Origin of the sequence: Streptomyces fragilis (assembly GCF_003112515.1) — a bacterium.
GTDB classification, from domain to species: domain Bacteria; phylum Actinomycetota; class Actinomycetes; order Streptomycetales; family Streptomycetaceae; genus Streptomyces; species Streptomyces fragilis.
This window is the reverse complement of sequence record NZ_BEVZ01000002.1, coordinates 573,540-591,403: the sequence shown is the minus strand read 5'-3', so window position 1 is coordinate 591,403 and position 17,864 is coordinate 573,540. Positions and strand designations below refer to the sequence as shown.

The window sequence follows — 17,864 nt, the reverse complement described above, 5'->3', positions numbered from 1 at the left end:
CGGCGGCCAGCGGGTCCACGGCGGCCGGCGGGGCTGCGGCGGCCAGCCGGTCCGCGGCGGCCAGCGGGTCCACGGCGGCCAGCGGGTCTACGGCGGTCAGCCGGCCCGCGTCGGTCAGCCGTTCTGCGCCGCGTAGCGGGCCAGCCCGCGGACGACATCCCGCACGAAGCGTCCCAGCGCCCACCGATAGACCCACCCGGTCCCCGGCACCTTCGCCCGGAAGACCGAGCGCCACCGGATCTCCGTGCCCCCGCCCCCCGGCGTCAGCACCACGTCCGCCCGGTAGTCCCTCAGCGGGAGCCCCGAGAGCAGCACGTAGGCGAAGTGCCGGTCCGGCACGCTCGCCACGATCCGCTCCCGGGAGACGTGCCGCCCGGTGCGGAAGACCCGCACCGCGCCGACGCCCTCGCCGCCGCCCGGCGCCGGCGACTCGAGGGTGAAGGAGTCCAGCGGCGACCACACGGGCCACCCGGCCCCGTCCCGCAGCAGCGCGTGCACCACGCCGGGGGCCGCCGTGGTGTGTTCGGTGTGCTCGATGACCTGCGTCCCCATCGCTCCCCCGTCGTCCGGGATCGGTCGTCCGGGATCGGTCGTCCGGATCGGTCGTCCGCCTCCACCCTAGGGCTACTGCCCGGCCCCGGCACCCGGCTACGCTCACCCGCGCATGGACGTTCTCCTTCCGCCCCTGATGGTGCTCGGCGGCCTGGCCGCCGCCGTCGCCGCGTTCGCCCGCCTGGCCCGCCGGGTGCGTCGCCGGGGCACCGCCGCGGCCTCGGCCGCGCTCGCGTCCTGGGAGGAGGCGTTCCGGATCACCTCCCACGAGGCCCACCAAGAGGTACGGGTACAGACGGAGCGCACGCCGCCCCGTCCGTCGCCGGACGGTCCCGGCCCCGGACGGCGGCGCCGCTGAGAGGGCGCGCGGAGCTATCCTTCCCCCATGGCCTCCTGCTGCTTCGCCGCGTACCGCACCCGCCGCGCCCTCTGAGCGCGGCGATCCCGCCCCGGCCGGTCACCCGGACCGGGTGACGTCTTCTCCTTCGCCGCGCCCGCGAACCGACCATCGGCACCCTCACGGGCACGGAGATTCCGCATGCGTTCCCCCCGCTTCACCCCCTTCGAGGAGCTCGACGCGCTCCTCGGCGACCTGACCCGCTCGGTCCGCGACATCCTCGGCGACACCTTCGTCGGCGCCTACCTGCAGGGCTCCTTCGCCCTCGGCGCCGGGGACCGGCACAGCGACTGCGACTTCGTCGTCGCCGCCACCCGCCTGCCGTCCGGCGCCACGGAGGCGACGCTGCGCCGGCTCCACGACGGCATTCCGCTGCGCCCCGGCCACTGGGCGCGGCACCTGGAGGGCTCCTACGCCGACACCGCCTCCCTGGGCGACGTCACGGGCCTCGGCACGCCGTGGCTGTTCAACGACCACGGCCACCGGGAGCTGACCTGGGACACCCACTGCAACAGCGCGCACGCCCGGTGGATCCTGCGCCACCACGGCATCACCCTGGCCGGCCCTCCGGTCACCGAGGTGGTCGACGTGGTCCCGCCCGAGGCGGTGCGCGCCGAGGCACGGGCCGAGCTGCCGGGGCTGCTCGACTCCGTCCGCACCTGGGCGTCCTTCGAACTGGCCTGGACCCAGCGGTACACGGTGACGACGTACTGCCGGGTGCTGTACTCGCTGAGGACCGGCGAGGTGGCGTCGAAGCCGGGCGCGCTGGCCTGGGGCGCGGCCGAACTGGCGCCCCGGTGGCGGCCGTTGCTCACCCAGGTGAGGGAGGACCGCGGGCGCGGCTGGAACCCGGCCGACCCGCCGCGGCCGGGTTCCCTCGAGGCGACGTACGCCTTCGCCGCCTACGCGGAGTCCTTCGCCGGCTGACCGTGTCGACACCGGCTGCCCGCAGGCGTGCGGCGTAGTCACGGGTTCGTGGAAGAGGTCGGCGTCCCCGGCACCGGTCCAGGCCGGAGGCAGCCCGGTGAGGTCCTCCCGCCGGGCGGGCACCGCGTAGCGCGGGGTCTCGGGGGCGGCCGGGCTTCGCGTCCAGGTAGGGGCCCAGCCGTCACGGTTGCTGCCGTTGTCCCACACCGGATGACGGATCCCGTCGAGGGTGCGGTCGGCGGGGGTCCGGTCGTCGAGCCGCGGGGTGCAGCCGCTCCGGCCTCATGCCGGTCGCGGTACGGGCGGCCCCGCCTCCCGTGCATCGGTCCTCCCCGAGGTCACCGCCCACACGCCGTCCCGCATCACCCAGCGCCCGCGCATCTCGTGCTCACCGTTGCGGGCCTCGATCGAAAGGGGCCGCACCCGGATCCACACGTACTCCCTGGCGTCCTTCCGCGGGTCCCAGCCGGTCTTGGCGGTGAACGCGTCCGCCGCAGCCTCGGGTGCCTGCGAGGACGTGAGCACCTCGGCGTCCCCGTCCACCAGGACCACGTCCAGCGTGTCCCCCAGCGCCATCCTCGCGCGGCGGACGGCACCGACATTGCGTGCGGTCGGCGTGGCGGGCCGGGTGGCGAGCCAGAAGGAATCGTCGTGCCGGACGAACCACAGCGGCACCAGGTACGGCGTCCCGTGGGCGTCCGCGGTCGCCACCCACACGTCCGTCTCCTCCGCGAACCGCGCGAGGACGTCACGCGTGCGTCGCTCCGTGCCGCGGGGCGGCTCACCGGTCGTCATGCCCGGCACGCTAGACGCCCGACGCCGGGGCACGCGCCGTACCGAGGACGGGGACCGACTCGGCCGTCGGACCTACAACCGTGACCCGCCACAACCGCACGCCGGTCGGCGGCTCCCGCACCACGCGCCCTCGGCCCGCGCCGCCCGGGGGCGCTGCGTGCGTCCTCGCGAGGGGCGGCCGCAAGGCGGTCCGGCCGTGGCGGCCCGCGCGCGATAGTCCACACGGGGCTCCCGATCGTCCACGGCGTCCGCCCTAGCATCGTCCACGAGCCGGCCGCGCGGCACCGGTGCTCCCGTCCCGCAGCTCACTCTGCGGGTGGGGAGCGCCCCTGTTCCTGTTCCAGTCCAGATCCCCCGGATCCCCCACCGAACGGAGAACTCCCATGCGCAGGACGAGCGCGCGGTACAGCTCTGCGGGCATAGCCGCCGCGGCGGCCACGGCGATGCTGTTCGCCGCGACGACGGCCACCAGCAGCGGCGCGGCCGAGAACGCCGGGACGGAGGGCGCCGCCGCCGCGGCCGCCGCCGGTCCCGTCGGGTTCGGCGCCGCCACCACGGGCGGCGCGGGCGGCACCACCGTCACCGTCACCACCACCTCGGCCTTCGTCGCCGCCGTGCAGAGCAGCGCACCGACGATCGTGCGGGTCAACGGGTCCATCGCGCTGAGCTCGATGACCAAGGTGGCGTCGAACAAGACGATCGTCGGCGTCGGCACGGCCGGCCGGATCACCGGCTACGGCCTGAACATCAGCAACGCCAACAACGTCATCGTGCAGAACCTGACGTTCACCGGGTCGAAGGACGACGCGATCAACGTCCAGTACTCGACGAACGTGTGGATCGACCACAACGACATCTCGAACGCCTACGACGGCGCCGTCGACATCAAGCGGGCCTCCGACAAGGTCACCGTGTCGTGGAACCGCACCCACAACCAGAACAAGAACATGCTGCTCGGGCACGACGACGACAACGGCTCGGAGGACATCGGCAAGCTGCGCGTGACGTACGTGCACAACTGGTTCGACGGCACCAACCAGCGCAACCCGCGGGTCCGCTTCGGCAACCCGGTGCACGTGCTGAACAACTACTTCAGCGACATCGGTTCCTACGGCGTCGCGTCCACCCAGAACGCGGGCGTGCTCGTCGAGGGCAACTACTTCGAGGACACCGACGACCCGTACCACCGCGGGGAGGGCGACTCCGGCGACGGCGCCCTGGTCGCGCGCAACAACCACTTCGTCAACTCCGGCAGCGGCGAGGCCGGCGGAAGCGTGGCGGGCATCCCGTACTCCTACTCCGCGGACAGCGCCTCGAGCGTCAAGTCGATCGTGACCGCGGGGGCGGGCGTGGGGAAGATCTGACGCCCGCCGGTCCTCCGGCGACGGCGAGCACCGCGTGACCCGGCGGGGTGCCGGGGTCCCCACCGGGCCCCGGCACCCCGCCCTCGCGTTCCGTCCCGCCCGGCCCGGCGGTCACATGTCTTGTCCGGGTGCGCACCCGCCACTATCCTCCGGGGCCCGGCGGTCGGCCGAGGCCCGGACCGCGCCCCCGGACGACGAGCGAGGCTGCTCATGGCGGAACCCGGACCCTTAATCGCGCCCGGCCCTGCGCGCACGCCGGCGCCCTCCGACGCCGCGACAAGACCGCGGGGCCGCTCCGGTCCGGACGGGCCGCCCCGACGGGAGCGGGCGCGCCGCCCCACGCTGGCGCTGGTCACCGACAACATCCACCTGGGGGTCGGCGCCACCCTGTGGGCCGGGGCGGTGGCGGCGGCCGAGCGGGGCGACGCCAACCTGGTCGCCCTGCCCGGCGGTGCGCTGCGGCCCGGGTCCCCGCGCAACGCCCTCTACGACCTGATCGCACCGGACCGGCTGGACGGCGTGGTCTGCTGGACCTCGACCCTCAATCTGCCCGCCGTGGGCGAGGGCGCCCGGTGGCTGCTGCGGCGCCTGCGGCCGCTGCCCGTCGTCAGCCTCAACCAGGGCCTGGAGGGCCACGAGGCCCTGCTGCTCGACGGGGACGCGGGGATGCGTGAGGCCGTCGGCCACCTCGTCGAGGACCACGGGCGCCGCCGGCCCGCCTGCGTGCGCGGGCCGCTCACCAATCCCGTCTCGTTCGACCGGTACCGCGCCTACACCCATGCCCTCGCCCGGCACCGCATCCCGCTCGACCACGCCCTGGTCACCGAGGCCGCCGACTTCGGCGGCGGTGCGGGGGCGCGGGCGATGCGGGTGCTGCTCGACATCCGGCGGCTGCGGCCGGGCCGGGACTTCGACGCGGTGGTCGCCTGCAGCGACGTGCTGGCGGCGGACGTGCTGCGGTGCCTGACCGGGCGGGGGATCCGCGTGCCGGAGGACGTGGCGGTGGTCGGTTTCAACGACTCCGTCGAGGCGCGGCTCACCGATCCGCCGCTGACCTCGGTGTCGCTGCCGTTCACCGAACTGGGGTCGCTCGCCGTGGAGACGCTGCTGGCCCGGCTGCGCGGCACTCCCCCGCCGGTGCGCACCGCCGTGCCGGGCGCGCTCGTCACCCGGCGGTCCTGCGGCTGCCACTCACCGCTGGTGGTGCAGGGCGCGGTGGACGCGGCGGCCACGGCGGCCGCGGCGGCCGCGGAGGGTCCTCCCGGTGCCGGGGTGTCAGGGGATCCGTTCGGAGACTGCCCCGGGAACGCGGCGGAACTGGACGCCGCGTTCCACGCGGACGTGGCGGCGACGCCCGGCTTCGAGGCCCCGGGCGCCTTCCTGCCGCTGCTGGAGGCCGTCCTCGCCCGGGCGGTCGGGGACGCCGACGACGCACGTGCCTGGGACGCGGCGCTGCTGCGGGCCCGGCGGCTGGCCCTCCCGCGGCTCCCGGACGACGCCCGCGGGTGCGGGGAGCGGCTGCTGGGGCAGGCGCGGCTGATGGTCGCCGACAAGTCCCGCCGCCTGCTGGAGTACGCGCGCTGGGCGGACGAGCAGGAGGCCCGGCGGCTGCGGGAGCTCGGCACGGCGCTCACCACGGCCACGGACACCGACGCGCTCACCGGTGTCCTCGCCGAACGCCTGCCGGCGATGGGGGTGCGCGGCTGCCGGCTGGTGCTGTACGAGAACGGCGACGGGACGGGGGCGGTGCGGCCCGTCCCGACCCGGGAGGAACGCGCGGCGACCGTCACCGGACGCCCACCGAGCACGGGCCCGCACCCCGGCGAGCCGCCCACCGGCGCCGCCTCACACACCGGGGCCTCGCACGCCGCGGAGCCACACACCGGGGCCTCGGGCACCGCGGAGCCACGCACCCGGGCGTCCCACGCCGGAGCCTCGCACACCGCGGAGCCGCACACCGGGCCGCCCCACACCGGGACCTCCTCGCACGCCGCGGAGCCACACACCGCGGCCTCGGACACCGCGGAGCCGCGCACCGCGGCCTCGGACACCGGAGGGCCGCACACTGGGACGCCCGTCGGGACCTCGCGCACCGCGGGGCCGCACACCGGGGCGCCCTACGCCGGGGCCTCGCACGCCGCGAGGCCCCGCACCGAGGCCTCCCAGAGGGCGCGGGCGCACGCCGAGCAGCCCCGTTCGGGGGCCACACCCCCCGGGGAGCGGAACGCCGGAGAGCCCTCCGTCACGGAGCCGGACACCGCGCAGGCATTCACCAGGGCCCCGCGCACCGCGGAGGACCACACCGCGCAGGCAGGCGTCGGGGAGCCACACGCTCAGGTCCCGCACACCGCGAACGCGCCTGCCGCGGAGCCCCGTCGCGGGGGACCGCCCGCCGGGGAGCCCGGCACCGGGGGGCGGTCGGGCCGCGGACAGCGCAGCGAGGAACCGCCCGCCGGGGACACCCGCACCCGGGAGGGCGCCACCGGTGTGCCGCAGGCCGGGGAGCGGTACGGGGCGGGTCCTGGCACCGGGGAGGCCCGCTCCGGGGAGCCGTGCGGCGGGGGCGGGCAGGGCGACGAGGTGGCGGTCGCGGCGCCCGGACCCGCCGCGGGCGCCCTCCGGTACGCGCCCGTGCCCCCACCCGGGGAGGACCGGCGCTTCACCCTCGTCGCGGAACCCCTGCACCTCGGGGCGGAACGCCTCGGCTTCGCCCTGTTCGACGCCGGGTCGCGGGAGGGCGCGGCGACCCGCGGCGCCCTCTACCGGGCCCTCGGCGACCAGGTGAGCGCGGCGCTGAAGGGCATCCGGCTGCTCGACGAGGTGCAGCGCGCCCGGGACGCCGCCGAGCGGGCCAGCCGTCTGAAGACGCGGCTGCTGGACAACGCGACGGACGAACTGCGCACCCCGGTCGAGGAGATACTCCGCCGCACGGCCGCCGGCGCTCCGGCGGGGGCGGATCCGTCGGAGGTCCTGCGGACGGTGCACGCGGACGCGGACCGTCTGCTGGGCATCGTCGACGACCTGCTCGACCTGTCCCGCTCGGAGATCGACGCGCTGGACCTCTCCCGGCAACTCCTCGACCCCCGGCCGCTGCTCGCCGAGGCGTTCGCGGAGGTCGCGGGCGGGGGCCCGGGACCCTCACGGACGCCGGTCCGCACCGCCCACGCGGCCCGCACCGCCGTCCCGCCGCCGGCCGGGCTGCGCCTGCCCCGGCGGCTGCCGGCGATCTGCGCCGACCCGGCACGGCTGCGGCAGATCCTGGTCGCCCTGCTGACGGCGGCGGCCGGGCCTCCGGGCGGCGCGGCCGGTGTCGCGCTGTCGGCCCAGGTGCGGCCGCCGGTGCTCCGCGTCCGCGTCGAGGGACCCGGTCTCGCGGTGTCGCGGGAGGACGCGGAACGGCTGCTGGAGCCCTTCGCCTCCGCCGCCCCGGGCACCCGGCTGGGGCCCGCCGTCGCACGCCGGCTGGCGGTGCTGCACGGCGGGTCGGTGTCGTTGTGCGAGGCGTCCGGGCGGAGCGGGTTCCGGCTGGAACTCCCGCTGCCGACCCCGGCGGACGCCCCCTGCCCGGTGCCCGGTCTCGCGGACGGCCCGCCCCGGCGCACCCTGTACGTCGCCTCCTCCGCCGCGCTGCACGACACCGACCCCCTGGGCGACCCCGACGGCCCTGGCGACCCCGGCAACCTCGGCCACTCTGGCACCCCCGGCACCCCCGGCACCCGCAGTGCTCGCAGCGCCCGCGACCCCGACCCCGACCCCGACCCTGGCGACCCCGGCACCCGCAGCGCCCGCGCCCCCGGCGCCGGCGCCGGCGCCGGCGCCCGTCCCCGCGAGGCCGGCGAGCCCCGGGCCCACCCGCCCTCCCCGGGCCCTCCAGGCCCTCCAGGCCCCCCGGGCCCCCCGGAGGCCGACGGCCTGGCGCGACGGCACGGTTGGCGCGTCCACCGGCCGCACCCCGACGAGGACCTCGCCGCGCTGGCGACCGCGCGGCCCCCGGCCGCCGTCGCCTGGGACACCGCCGACGGTCATCCGCACGCGTGGGCGAGCGTCCGGGCGCTGCACGACCACCCCGCGTGCCGCCGCACGCCGTTCCTGCTGTACGGCCCCGTCTCCGGGCGGGACCTGGATCAGGCCCTGGACGCGCTGCGGCCCGCCGCCCTCGAGCATCCGGTGGTCGTCGCCGACGCCGACCCCGCCCAGCGGCGCAGACTGCGCCGGCTGCTGGCCGGGGCCCTGCCGGGCCGGGCGGTGCGGGGCGCCGCGGACGGGGCGTCGGCCGCCGCGCTGCTGGCCGCGGGGCCGCCGTGCCTGCTCGTCGTGGCGCGGGACCTGCCGGACGTGAGCGGCTTCGACGTGGTGGACCGCATGTGCGAGGCGGGCGGCGCGGGGCAGCCGCCGGTGCCGGTGCTGATGCTCGGCGCCCGGGGCTTCACCCGGGACGACCTGCGCCGGGCCGAGCCCCATCCGGCGCTGACGCTGCTCGGGCGCGACGTCCTGACCGACGGTGAACTGACCGCCCTGCTCGCGTCGTCGGCGGCGCGGCGCCCGGAACCCGGCGCCCTGCGCGGCCACCTCCCGGTGCGCAGCGCGGTCGCGTTCATCGAGCAGCACTACCGGCAGCCGCTGTCACGGCGGCAGATCGCGCGGGCCGCCGGGGTCAGCGAGCACCACCTCGGGCGGCTGTTCCACCGCAAACTCGGGCTGACCCTGTGGGACTACCTGATCCGGGTCCGCGTCAACCACGCGAAGGAGCGGCTCCGGAGCGGGGACGAGAGCGTGCAGGCGGTGGCCCGCGCGGTCGGCTTCCAGGACCGCGCGTACTTCAGCCGGGTCTTCCGCAAGGTGACGGGCATGGCGCCGCACGTCTACCGCGAGGCCTCGTAACCCGACGGCGACGGCGCCGAACGCGGCAGGCGCCTCCGGCAGGCGTGCCCAGCCACCCGGCCCGGCCCCCGGGCTCACCCCCGGGCGGAGCGTTCAGGCAGCTGAACGCTCCGCCCGTCGACCACCCTCGGCACTCGCGGAAAAGTCGCTCTGCTCATCGTATTGACGCTCCATCACGACGCTCCTACGGTGACGACACCCATTCAAGAGCATGTCCCTTATTCATGTCCATGAACGCGAGGAGCCGAGATGGCCGCACTGGACTGGGTCGTACTGGGCGCGTACTTCTTCGTGATGGTCGGCATCGGCCTGTGGTCGAGGAAACGCATCCACACGATCGCCGACTTCTTCACGGCCCGTGGCCGCATTCCGTGGTGGCTCTCCGGAATCTCGCACCACATGTCCGGCTACAGCGCGATCATGTTCGTCACCTTCGCGGCGGTCGCGTACGACCACGGCGTCACCGTCTACTTCTGGTGGCCGCTCACCATCGGCGTGGGCATCGGCATCGGCGCCTTCGTCTTCGCCGCGCGCTGGAACCGGCTGCGGGCCAAGCACGGCGTCAACTCGCCGCTGGCCTACCTCGCCGTCCGCTACAACCTCCCCACCCAGCAGGTCCTCGCCTACAGCGGCGCCGCCCTGAAGGTGGTCGACATCGCCGCCAAGTGGGTCGCCATCGCCGTGCTGCTGCAGGGGTTCGCGGACATCCCGCTGGGCTGGGGCATCACGCTGACGGGCGTCTGCACCATGTTCTACATGGCCTTCGGCGGGCTGTGGGCCGACGTCCTCACCGACTTCGGCCAGTTCGTCATCCAGGCCGTGGCCGGGTTCGCGATGCTGTTCGCGCTCTTCGCGCACCTGGACGGCGTGGCGACCCTCTGGACGATGTGGGGCGACCTGCCGAAGGGGCACGGCGACCCGGTGGCCGGGCCGGTCACCTCCGGGCTGATCATGGCGTTCCTGCTGGTCAAGACCTTCGAGTACAACGGCGGCATGTGGAACCTGGCGCAGCGCTACATGGCGGCCCCCTCGGGCTCGCGGGCGAGGCGCTCGGCCCTGCTCTCGAGCGCGCTGTGGATCGTGTGGCCGTTCATCCTCTTCGTGCCGATGATCGCGGCGCCGCTGGTGGTGCCCGGCATCGAGAACGGCGAGCAGTCCTACATCATGCTCGCCCAGGCGCTGCTGCCGACGGGCGTCATCGGGCTGCTGCTGGCCGGGTTCTTCTCGCACACGATGGCCATGGTGGCCTCCGACTCCAACGTCATCACGGCCGTGATCACCCGCGACCTCGCGCCGGTGCTGGTCCCGCGGGTGCGGCGCCTCACCCAGGCGGGGCAGCTGACGTTCGCCCGGATCACCACGGTCGCCTTCGTGACGGTCAGCATGACCTTCGCGCTCTTCGCCGACCCGAAGGGCTTCATCATGACGGTGGTGGTCAGCATCGTCGCCGCCACGATGGGGCCGATCTCCATCCCGCTGATGCTCGGTCTGCTGCCGTGGTTTCGCCGGCACGGTCCGGTCGCCGCGATCTCCTCCTGGGCGGGCGGCCTGGCGGTCTGGGCGTTCCTGTACTGGGGCGTGGAGGACGCCACGCAGACCATGAACGTCGGCCTGCCGGTGCTCACCTCGCTGACCCTGTACGTGGTCGTCGGGTTCGTCCACCCGCAGGGCAGCGCGGCGCGCGACGCGCTGATCGACTCCCTGGACAGCGACCCGACCGAGGCCGAACGTCTGGCGCTGGAGGCGAAGCTCGACGGCGAGCCGCCCGCGTCCGACGGCGACGCGGTCGCGGGCACGGTCGTCACCCGCTGACCCGCCCGCCCGTGCCGCCGGCCGTCCCCTCGCGGGGGCGGCCGGCGGCACACCGCGTGCAGGACCGGGGACCGGCCGGGAGGCGGAGCCCGGGGCGAAGCGGGCACCGGAACGCCGCCGTGGTCCGGCTCCGGTGCGGAGCCGGACCATGGCGGCGTCGGGGCGCGGGCCCGGGTGGCCGTCAGGCGCCCGGGTGGCCGTCAGGCGCCCGCGGCGCCGTCGACGGTCGCGTCGGCGCCGGGGCCCGTGTCGGCACCGGGCGCGGGGCGCGAACCGCCGGTCTCCGGGCGGCCGTCCACCCGGCGCGGCAGGCCGAGGGGGTTGTCGTCGTGGAGCTCCGGCGGAAGCAGCGCCTGCGGCGTGGACTGGTAGGTGACCGGCCGCAGCCAGCGCTCGACCGCCGTGGCGCCGACCGAGGTGGAGGTGGAGGTGGTGGCCGGGTAGGGGCCGCCGTGGTGCTGGGCGGGGGCGACGGCGACGCCGGTGGGCCAGCCGTCGACCAGCACGCGGCCGGCCAGCGGCGTCAGCAGCGCGAGCAGGGCGGCGCCCCGGCCGTCCGCGCCGGTGGCCTCGTCGGCGCCGAGGTGGAGGGTCGCGGTGAGGTTCCCGGGCAGGCCGCGCAGGACGGTGACCGCCTCGTCCTCGCTTCCGTAGCGGGCGACGACGGTGACCGGGCCGAAGCACTCCTCGAGGAGCGCCTCGTGGGTGTTCCCCGAGGCCAGCCGGCTCGCGGGGACGGTCAGGAAGCCCGCCGCGACCGCGTGGTCGCCGTCCGGGCCGGGTGCCACCGGCGCCTCGACGCCGGGCAGCGCGGCGCGCTCGGCGGCCCCCGCGAGGAACGCCTCGCGCATCCGGTGGTCGAGCATCACGCCGCCCGGAGCGCCGGCCACCGCCTCGGTGAGCGCCTTGACCAGGCCGTCGCCTGCCGCCCCCTCGGGGACCAGGGCGAAGCCCGGCTTGGTGCAGAACTGGCCCGTCCCCAGGGTCATCGACGCGGCGAGCCCGGCCCCGATCTCCTCGCCCCGCTCGGCCGCGGCCGCCTCGGTGACCAGGACCGGGTTGAGACTGCCGAGCTCGCCGTGGAAGGGGATGGGGGTCGCGCGGGCGGCCGCGGCGTCGTACAGCGCCCGGCCGCCGCGCACCGAACCGGTGAACCCGGCGGCGGCCACCAGCGGATGCCCGACGAGCGCGACGCCGGCGTCGAAGCCGTGGACGAGGACGACGACGTCCTCCGGCAGCCCTTCCTCCGCGGCGGCCCGGCGCAGCAGCGAGGCGCACAGTTCGGAGGTCGCCGGGTGGTCCGGGTGGGCCTTGACGACGACGGGGCAGCCCGCGGCGAGGGCGCTGGCGGTGTCGCCGCCGGGCACCGAGAAGGCGAGCGGGAAGTTGCTCGCGCTGTAGACGGCGACGACGCCGAGCGGCACCTTCCAGCGCCGCAGGTCGGGCCACGGAGGGGTGCGGGTGGCGTCCGCGTGGTCGATGTGCACGTCGAGGAAGCCGCCCTCCTCGACGATGTCGGCGAAGGCGCGCAACTGCGCTGTCGTGCGTGCCAGTTCGCCGGTGAGGCGGGGAGCGCCGAGGGCGGTCTCGGCGTCGGCGGTCTCGACCACCTCCTCGCGGGCCTCGTCGAGGAGGCGGGCGGCGGTGCGCAGCAGGGAGGCCCGTGCGGGGCGTTCGGCCAGCGCCGCGCGGGTGCCGTGGGCGGCGCGTACGGCGCGGTCCACGTCCTCGGGCGAGGCTTCCTGGGCGACCTGCTCCCGGCGCTTCCCGGTTCGGGGATCGACGCTCCAGACTGGTGCTGCGGTCACGGTGGGGGTCCTCCGGTTCCTGCCGGTGCCCCGGTCCGCCGCGACGGCCGGGGCCGACCGGTGTGCGTTCGGTATTCTGAACACCATTCCTGTGTGTGAATGCAGGAACTCTATTTGCGGGCGTTCGAAGGGGTCAAGAGGCATGTCGACTGCCGAGACGGGTGGCGCACAGGTCAAGTCCGCTGTGCGGACCGTGGAGTTGCTGGAGTACTTCGCCCAGCTCCCCGGCATGCACAGCCTGGCCGCCGTGCAGGAGGCGGTCGGGTATCCGAAGTCCAGCCTGTACATGCTGCTGCGCACCCTGGTGGAGCTCGGCTGGGTGGAGACGGACGCCACCGGCACGCGGTACGGCATCGGCGTGCGGGCGCTGCTGGTCGGCACCTCGTACATCGACGGGGACGAGGTGGTGGCGGCGGCCCGGCCGACCCTGGACCGGCTCTCCGACGACACCACCGAGACCATCCACCTCGCCCGTCTGGACGGCACCAACGTGGTCTACCTGGCCACCCGTCAGTCACAGCACTACCTCCGGCCGTTCACCCGGGTCGGCCGTCGTCTGCCGGCGCACTCCACCTCGCTCGGCAAGGCGCTGCTGGCCACCCGCACCGACGAGCAGGTGCGCGAGCTGCTGCCGCAGACCCTGCCCGCGCTGACCGAGCACACCATCACCGACCGGGAGCAGCTCATCGAGGAGCTGCACCAAGTGCGCGAGCGCGGGTTCGCGGTGGACCGGGAGGAGAACACGCTGGGGCTGCGCTGCTTCGGCGTGGCGGTCCCCCAGCGCACCCCGGCCCGCGACGCGATCAGCTGCTCGGTGCCGGTGGCCCGGCTCACCGGCACCCACGAACAGGCCATCGTGGACGCCCTGTTCGACGCCCGCGACCGGCTCACCCTGGCCACCCGCCGGCTCTGAGCCCGGCCGCCCGCCCTGGACGGAGGCGGGGTGCCTCAGACGGCTCCCCGGAGGGCGGTGCGCACGTCCCAGTCGCCCAGGTACGCCGCGGCGGTGTGCGCCAGGGCCTCGGCGGCGTCCAGCTGCGGCCGCGTCGCGGGGTCGGGGATCCTGGCGCCGGGGCCGCGGTTGGCGTGCTCGCGGAACAGGAAGCTCTGCCAGGGGTACTGCTCGCGCATGTTCGCGTACGGCTGGGCGGTGTCGATCCCGGCGTCCAGGAAGCTGTCGCGCACGACGAGGCGGGGCCACGCGGTGGGGTCGCTGCTCGGCACCCAGGGCCGGGCGAGCTTGTAGGCGCCGACCGGTGCCGAGCTGGTGAAGCGGCAGCGCACGGCGAGGAAACCGTGCGCCGTCCCGGCCGCGGTGCTGGGCGCGAAGACGAAGCCGTAGGGCGTGAAGTCCACGGGACGGTCGAGCATGCGGAACTCGCCGCCGGCGTGCACGGCGGTGGCGCGCCCGAAGACGAAGTCCACGTCGCCCTCGGTGCGGCAGTGGTGGAAGTACTGCCGGGCGGCGAGGGTGCGGTGGCGGGTGTCGGTCAGCAGGGTGTCCTGGTGACCGAGGAACCGGCAGCGGTCGAAGAGGCTGCGGTCGCCGAGCACCCGCAGCGCGACGGCCTGCTGGGCGGTGATCTCCGGGTGGTCCGCGCGCAGGAAGTCGTTGGCGAAGGTGAGGCGGCGGGCGGTGAACCCGTCGGGCGCGGCGGTGAAGGTGGCGCTGCCCGAGGTGCCGTACGTGCCGGAGCCGTCGGGTTTCGACGTGCCGGAGGCGTTGTCGTACACGATCACGGTGTCGCGGGGGTCGCCCGTGCCGCCCAGCAGGGTGAGGCCCGTCTTGGCCTCCGGCACGGTGACGGTCTCGCGGTACGTGCCGGGGGCGAGGAGCACCGTCCAGGGCCGGTCCGGGTGGTCGGGGGTGGCGTCGACGGCGGCCTGGACGGTGGTGAGGTCACCGGTGCCGTCCGGCGCGACGCGCAGGGTGCGGGCGCGGCCCGGCCCGTGCCCGGCGGCGGCGCGGGCGGGCGGAGCGGCGGCCCCGAGCACCGAGGCGACGCCCGCGCCGACCCCGGCGAGCAGGGCGCTGCGGCGGGCGACGCCGGGAGTGCGGGGAGCGGCGGGAGTACGGCGAGCGGGAACGTCCGGTGCGGTCAAGGGGTGCCTCCTGAGGTGTCGGACCCCGGTCCGCCGCTGCGGCGGGACCGGGGTCGTGTCGGGTCGGGTCCGCAGGCGGCATGCGCACGGGCCCGTCCACGGTCGCGGTTGCGGTTGCGCGCGGGGGTCGGCGCGGGACCGGCCCTCCCGTCCGGCCGGAGCCGGGCCCCGCAAGGGCATCGCGCACGGCGCGCCCGTCGGCGTGACGCGGAGCCGCGGGGGTCTCGTGCCGTCGGGCCGACCGGGGGCCCGGCCCGCCGGGGTGGCGGGCCGGGGTCCGGTGGGCGCCGGGGTCCGGTGGGGGCCGGGATCGGGACCGACGCGCGCGGGGCGGGCCGCCCGGCGACCGCGGGGTGCACCGGGCCCGCGCGCGGTCAGAGTTCGTGCGGCTCGCACTCGTCGAGCTGCCCCGCCCCGGCCCACCGGGCGACGAACCCCGGCACGTCACCGGTCTCGTCCACCCGGGCCCGCAGTTCCGGGCTCCAGCCCGCGTCGCGCCGCAGGACGGCGTCCGGGTGCTCGGCGTTGTACCGCGCGATCAGGTCGACCTCCGCGCCGTTGACGAAGTTGTCCTCCGCCGTGATCGGCGCCTCGCTCCACTTGTGCAGGACGTCGCCGGCCGGGACGGACGCGGGGAGGGTGAAGTGGTTCTTCTCCGCGTGGATCGCCGACTCCTTGCCGACGCCGTAGGCGTAGCCGAAGGACGCGGGGTCCTTGACCAGGTGGTGGTTGTCGTAGACGTCGACCTGCCCGAACCGCACGCGCGGGGTGCGCTCCCCGGTGTCCCGGAACAGGTTGTGGTGCAGGGTGACGCGCAGCCTGCCGCGGTCGGTGGCGGTCGCGCTGTCGCTGTTGCCGATCAGGATGGTCTTGCTGTGGTCGGCGAAGACGTTCCAGGAGACGGTGACGAGGTCGGCGCCCCGCACCACGTCGAGCTGCCCGTCGTGCTGCTGGAACTCGCGCCCGTAGTACCGGGGTTGCGCCGCGTCGGGGCGGCGGCCGTCGGTGAAGGTGTTGTGGTCGGCCCACACGTGGGTGGAGCCGTACACCACCAGGCTGTCGTACTCGGAGTTCCAGGCGCCCTCGGCCCCGTCGGTGGGGTCCCACTGCGGGAAGCAGTCGAAGGTGTCCTCGAAGGTGAGGTTGCGGACGATGACGTTGTCCACGCCGCGCACCTGGACGTTGGCGCCCAGCAGCCTGGCGTGGTCGCCGACGCCCACCAGGGTGGTGTTCGACCCGACGTTCAGCCGGATCTGCGACGCCTGGCGCGCGGCGGAGGCCAGGCGCGCCTCCTCCTGCGGGCCCGAGGGGTCGGCCTTCCCCCAGGTGGCGGGGTCGTAGGCGGCGAGGTAGCCCTCCAGGGAGTAGCCGTCCGTCGCGTAGTCGGCGCAGCTCAGCGGCCTGCCCGAGGCGTCGCTGTTGGCGTCGAGGGTGCCGACGACCCGGATGATCCTGGGGGTGCCGTCCCCGTTGCCGACGGCGGCCTTGAGCTCGGCCCAGGTGTCGACGGTGTACACGTGCGCGCGGTCGGCTGCGGCGCCGCCGGTGGTGCCGCCGTCGGCGGCGGCCCAGCCGTCGTTGTGCGGGAGGACCTGGCGGGCGGGGTCGCCCGGGGCGGCGCCGGCGGTCCCGGCCGACGTCACCGCCAGGGTCAGCGCGGTGCAGCCGACGACGGCCGCTCTGGCGAGGCGTGCGGGACGTGCGGGACGTGACTGACTGCGCATTGCGGCTCCTGAGGCGGGGTGTTGGGGAGTGGTGCGAGGCGTGGTGGTCCGTTCGGCAGGTGGGGGCAGGAGCGGCGGCGGGGCGGGGGTGCGGTCATGCCCCCGCCCGCCGCGGTGTCACTGCTGCTGCTTCCACTCCGCCTGGGCGTCGTTGAGCGCTCCGGCGAGCTTGTCCGCGAACTGCTTCGCGCTGATCTCGCCGAGCAGCAGCTTCTGGAAGTCCGGCTCGCTGTCGGCCTTGCTGATGTTGTTCCAGTCGGGCAGGTAGTACGGCAGCTGGACGACCTTGGTGCCGGGGTCGTTGAGGGACTCCATGGCCGCCTTGACCGGCTCGACCTCGCTGATCCAGGCGTCGCCGGACGCCTCGGTGTTGGCGGGGATGGAGCCGGCCTCCTGGTTCCAGAGGCTGTTCATCTCGTGGGACGCGGCGAACTCGATGAACTTCCAGGCGGCCGTCTTGTTCTTGCTGCTCTTGAACAGGCCGAGCCCGTCGACCGGGTTGGAGACGATGGTGCGCGGGCTGCCCTCGGCGGACGGGGGCAGCGGGATGCCCTCGACCTTGTCCTTGCCGAACGCCTTCACGTGGTCGGTGTAGGAGCCCAGGTTGTGCTGCAGCATGCCGATGTCGCCCTGGGTGAACTGGGCGACCATCTTGGCGAAGTCGTTGTTCAGGTCGGCCTCGGGCGTGGCCTTCTTGTAGAGGCCGACGTACTTCTCGAGCGCCTCGACGTTCTTCGGGTCGTTGACGGTGGTCCGGTCGCCCTTCCAGAAGGTGTCGATGCCGGACTGGGCGTACATCATGTCGAGCGCCTGGGCGACCGAGCCGGCGCCGCCGCGGATGGTGAAGCCGAACTCGTTCTTCTTCGCGTCGGTGAGCTTCTCGGCGGCCTCGTAGAACCGGTCCCAGCTGGTGGGCGGTTCGGCGCCGGCCGCCTCGAACAGGTCGGTGCGGTACCAGAGGGTGCCCTGGTTGGCGCTGGTCGGCACGGAGTACATCTCGTCGCCGCGCCCGCCCGCCGACCTGACGCTCTCCGCCATCTGCTCGGAGAGCTTGCCCTTGAGCGCGCTGCCCTCGATCCGGTCGCCGACCGGCTCCAGGGCGTCCTGCGCGACCATGTTCGCCAGGTACGCGGTGCCGACGCCGCCCACGTCGGGGAGGCCGCCGCCGGCGATGGCCGTGTCGTACTTCGACTGCACGTCGGTGATCGGGATCGGCACGTACGTGACGTCGATGTCCGGGTTCTTCTTCTCGAACTCGGCGATGATCTTCTCCCAGACCGGGGTGCGGACACCGCCGTTGTTGTCCCAGAAGGTGATCTCGCCCTTGCCGGAGCCCTCGTCGCCGCCGCCCGCGCTGCCGTCGTCGCCGCAGGCGGTGGCGGTCAGGGCGAACACCGCGGCCAGCGCCACGGCTGCCGTCGTTCTGCGGTTCCGGTGGATCGTCGCTCTCATGGTCGGCTCTTCTCTCGTGGAAGGGGTTCCTTGGTGGTGCGGGTGGTGC

General features: G+C 75.2%; 11 protein-coding genes and 1 pseudogene. 6 read left to right on the top strand and 6 right to left on the bottom strand.

The window, feature by feature from the left end; genetic code table 11:
• Positions 1-114: 114 nt before the first annotated feature.
• Positions 115-552, bottom strand: a complete 438-nt coding sequence (locus Sfr03f_RS04665; RefSeq protein WP_108952406.1) for an SRPBCC family protein — start codon at positions 550-552, stop codon at positions 115-117.
• A gap of 112 nt (positions 553-664) precedes the next feature.
• Between Sfr03f_RS04665 and Sfr03f_RS04660 the strand changes: the two genes are divergently transcribed.
• Together Sfr03f_RS04660 and Sfr03f_RS04655 are read left to right on the top strand one after the other, a co-directional pair.
• Positions 665-910 carry a hypothetical protein gene (locus tag Sfr03f_RS04660; protein WP_108952405.1) on the top strand — a complete coding sequence of 82 codons (246 nt, stop codon included), beginning with the start codon at positions 665-667 and terminating at the stop codon, positions 908-910.
• 180 nt (positions 911-1,090) lie between these two features.
• A complete protein-coding gene (locus tag Sfr03f_RS04655) occupies positions 1,091-1,876 on the top strand; it encodes an aminoglycoside adenylyltransferase domain-containing protein (RefSeq protein WP_108952404.1) in 786 nt (261 codons plus the stop codon).
• Between the two features lie 282 nt (positions 1,877-2,158).
• Here the strand turns inward: Sfr03f_RS04655 and Sfr03f_RS04650 are convergent, their stop codons facing one another.
• Positions 2,159-2,671 (bottom strand): pyridoxamine 5'-phosphate oxidase family protein, encoded by a 513-nt coding sequence (locus Sfr03f_RS04650; RefSeq protein WP_108952403.1) that lies wholly within the window; start codon positions 2,669-2,671, stop codon positions 2,159-2,161.
• Between the two features lie 383 nt (positions 2,672-3,054).
• Between Sfr03f_RS04650 and Sfr03f_RS04645 the strand changes: the two genes are divergently transcribed.
• From Sfr03f_RS04645 to Sfr03f_RS04635, 3 genes are all read left to right on the top strand, one after another.
• Entirely contained in the window at positions 3,055-4,035 is a 981-nt protein-coding gene (locus Sfr03f_RS04645) for a pectate lyase family protein (protein ID WP_108952402.1), read from the top strand.
• 210 nt (positions 4,036-4,245) lie between these two features.
• Positions 4,246-8,916 (top strand): substrate-binding domain-containing protein, encoded by a 4,671-nt coding sequence (locus Sfr03f_RS04640; protein ID WP_108952401.1) that lies wholly within the window; start codon positions 4,246-4,248, stop codon positions 8,914-8,916.
• Between the two features lie 249 nt (positions 8,917-9,165).
• Positions 9,166-10,728, top strand: a complete 1,563-nt coding sequence (locus Sfr03f_RS04635; protein WP_108952400.1) for a sodium:solute symporter family protein — start codon at positions 9,166-9,168, stop codon at positions 10,726-10,728.
• A 284-nt stretch (positions 10,729-11,012) separates the two neighbouring features.
• Here Sfr03f_RS04635 and Sfr03f_RS04630 read toward each other — a convergent pair.
• Positions 11,013-12,536 (bottom strand): annotated as a pseudogene (locus Sfr03f_RS04630) (aldehyde dehydrogenase (NADP(+))); the annotation flags it as partial.
• A gap of 142 nt (positions 12,537-12,678) precedes the next feature.
• Here Sfr03f_RS04630 and Sfr03f_RS04625 point away from each other — a divergent pair.
• Positions 12,679-13,449 carry an IclR family transcriptional regulator gene (locus tag Sfr03f_RS04625; RefSeq protein ID WP_108952398.1) on the top strand — a complete coding sequence of 257 codons (771 nt, stop codon included), beginning with the start codon at positions 12,679-12,681 and terminating at the stop codon, positions 13,447-13,449.
• A 35-nt stretch (positions 13,450-13,484) separates the two neighbouring features.
• On the opposite strand, the gene Sfr03f_RS04620 is transcribed toward Sfr03f_RS04625, so the two are convergent.
• From Sfr03f_RS04620 to Sfr03f_RS04610, 3 genes are all read right to left on the bottom strand, one after another.
• On the bottom strand, positions 13,485-14,639 hold the full coding sequence (locus Sfr03f_RS04620; RefSeq protein ID WP_245967393.1) for a pectinesterase family protein: 1,155 nt from the start codon (positions 14,637-14,639) through the stop codon (positions 13,485-13,487).
• A gap of 374 nt (positions 14,640-15,013) precedes the next feature.
• Positions 15,014-16,363 (bottom strand): pectate lyase family protein, encoded by a 1,350-nt coding sequence (locus tag Sfr03f_RS04615; protein WP_108952396.1) that lies wholly within the window; start codon positions 16,361-16,363, stop codon positions 15,014-15,016.
• A gap of 117 nt (positions 16,364-16,480) precedes the next feature.
• Positions 16,481-17,815 (bottom strand): ABC transporter substrate-binding protein, encoded by a 1,335-nt coding sequence (locus tag Sfr03f_RS04610; protein WP_108952395.1) that lies wholly within the window; start codon positions 17,813-17,815, stop codon positions 16,481-16,483.
• Between the last annotated feature and the right edge of the window lie 49 nt (positions 17,816-17,864).

Coding starts and splice junctions, on each gene's coding strand:
- Sfr03f_RS04650 (WP_108952403.1), bottom strand. CDS start 2,671: ATGACGACCGGTGAGCCGCCCCGCGGCACGGAGCGACGCACGCGTGAC.
- Sfr03f_RS04610 (WP_108952395.1), bottom strand. CDS start 17,815: ATGAGAGCGACGATCCACCGGAACCGCAGAACGACGGCAGCCGTGGCG.
- Sfr03f_RS04665 (WP_108952406.1), bottom strand. CDS start 552: ATGGGGACGCAGGTCATCGAGCACACCGAACACACCACGGCGGCCCCC.
- Sfr03f_RS04615 (WP_108952396.1), bottom strand. CDS start 16,363: ATGCGCAGTCAGTCACGTCCCGCACGTCCCGCACGCCTCGCCAGAGCG.
- Sfr03f_RS04640 (WP_108952401.1), top strand. CDS start 4,246: ATGGCGGAACCCGGACCCTTAATCGCGCCCGGCCCTGCGCGCACGCCG.
- Sfr03f_RS04625 (WP_108952398.1), top strand. CDS start 12,679: ATGTCGACTGCCGAGACGGGTGGCGCACAGGTCAAGTCCGCTGTGCGG.
- Sfr03f_RS04635 (WP_108952400.1), top strand. CDS start 9,166: ATGGCCGCACTGGACTGGGTCGTACTGGGCGCGTACTTCTTCGTGATG.
- Sfr03f_RS04645 (WP_108952402.1), top strand. CDS start 3,055: ATGCGCAGGACGAGCGCGCGGTACAGCTCTGCGGGCATAGCCGCCGCG.
- Sfr03f_RS04660 (WP_108952405.1), top strand. CDS start 665: ATGGACGTTCTCCTTCCGCCCCTGATGGTGCTCGGCGGCCTGGCCGCC.
- Sfr03f_RS04655 (WP_108952404.1), top strand. CDS start 1,091: ATGCGTTCCCCCCGCTTCACCCCCTTCGAGGAGCTCGACGCGCTCCTC.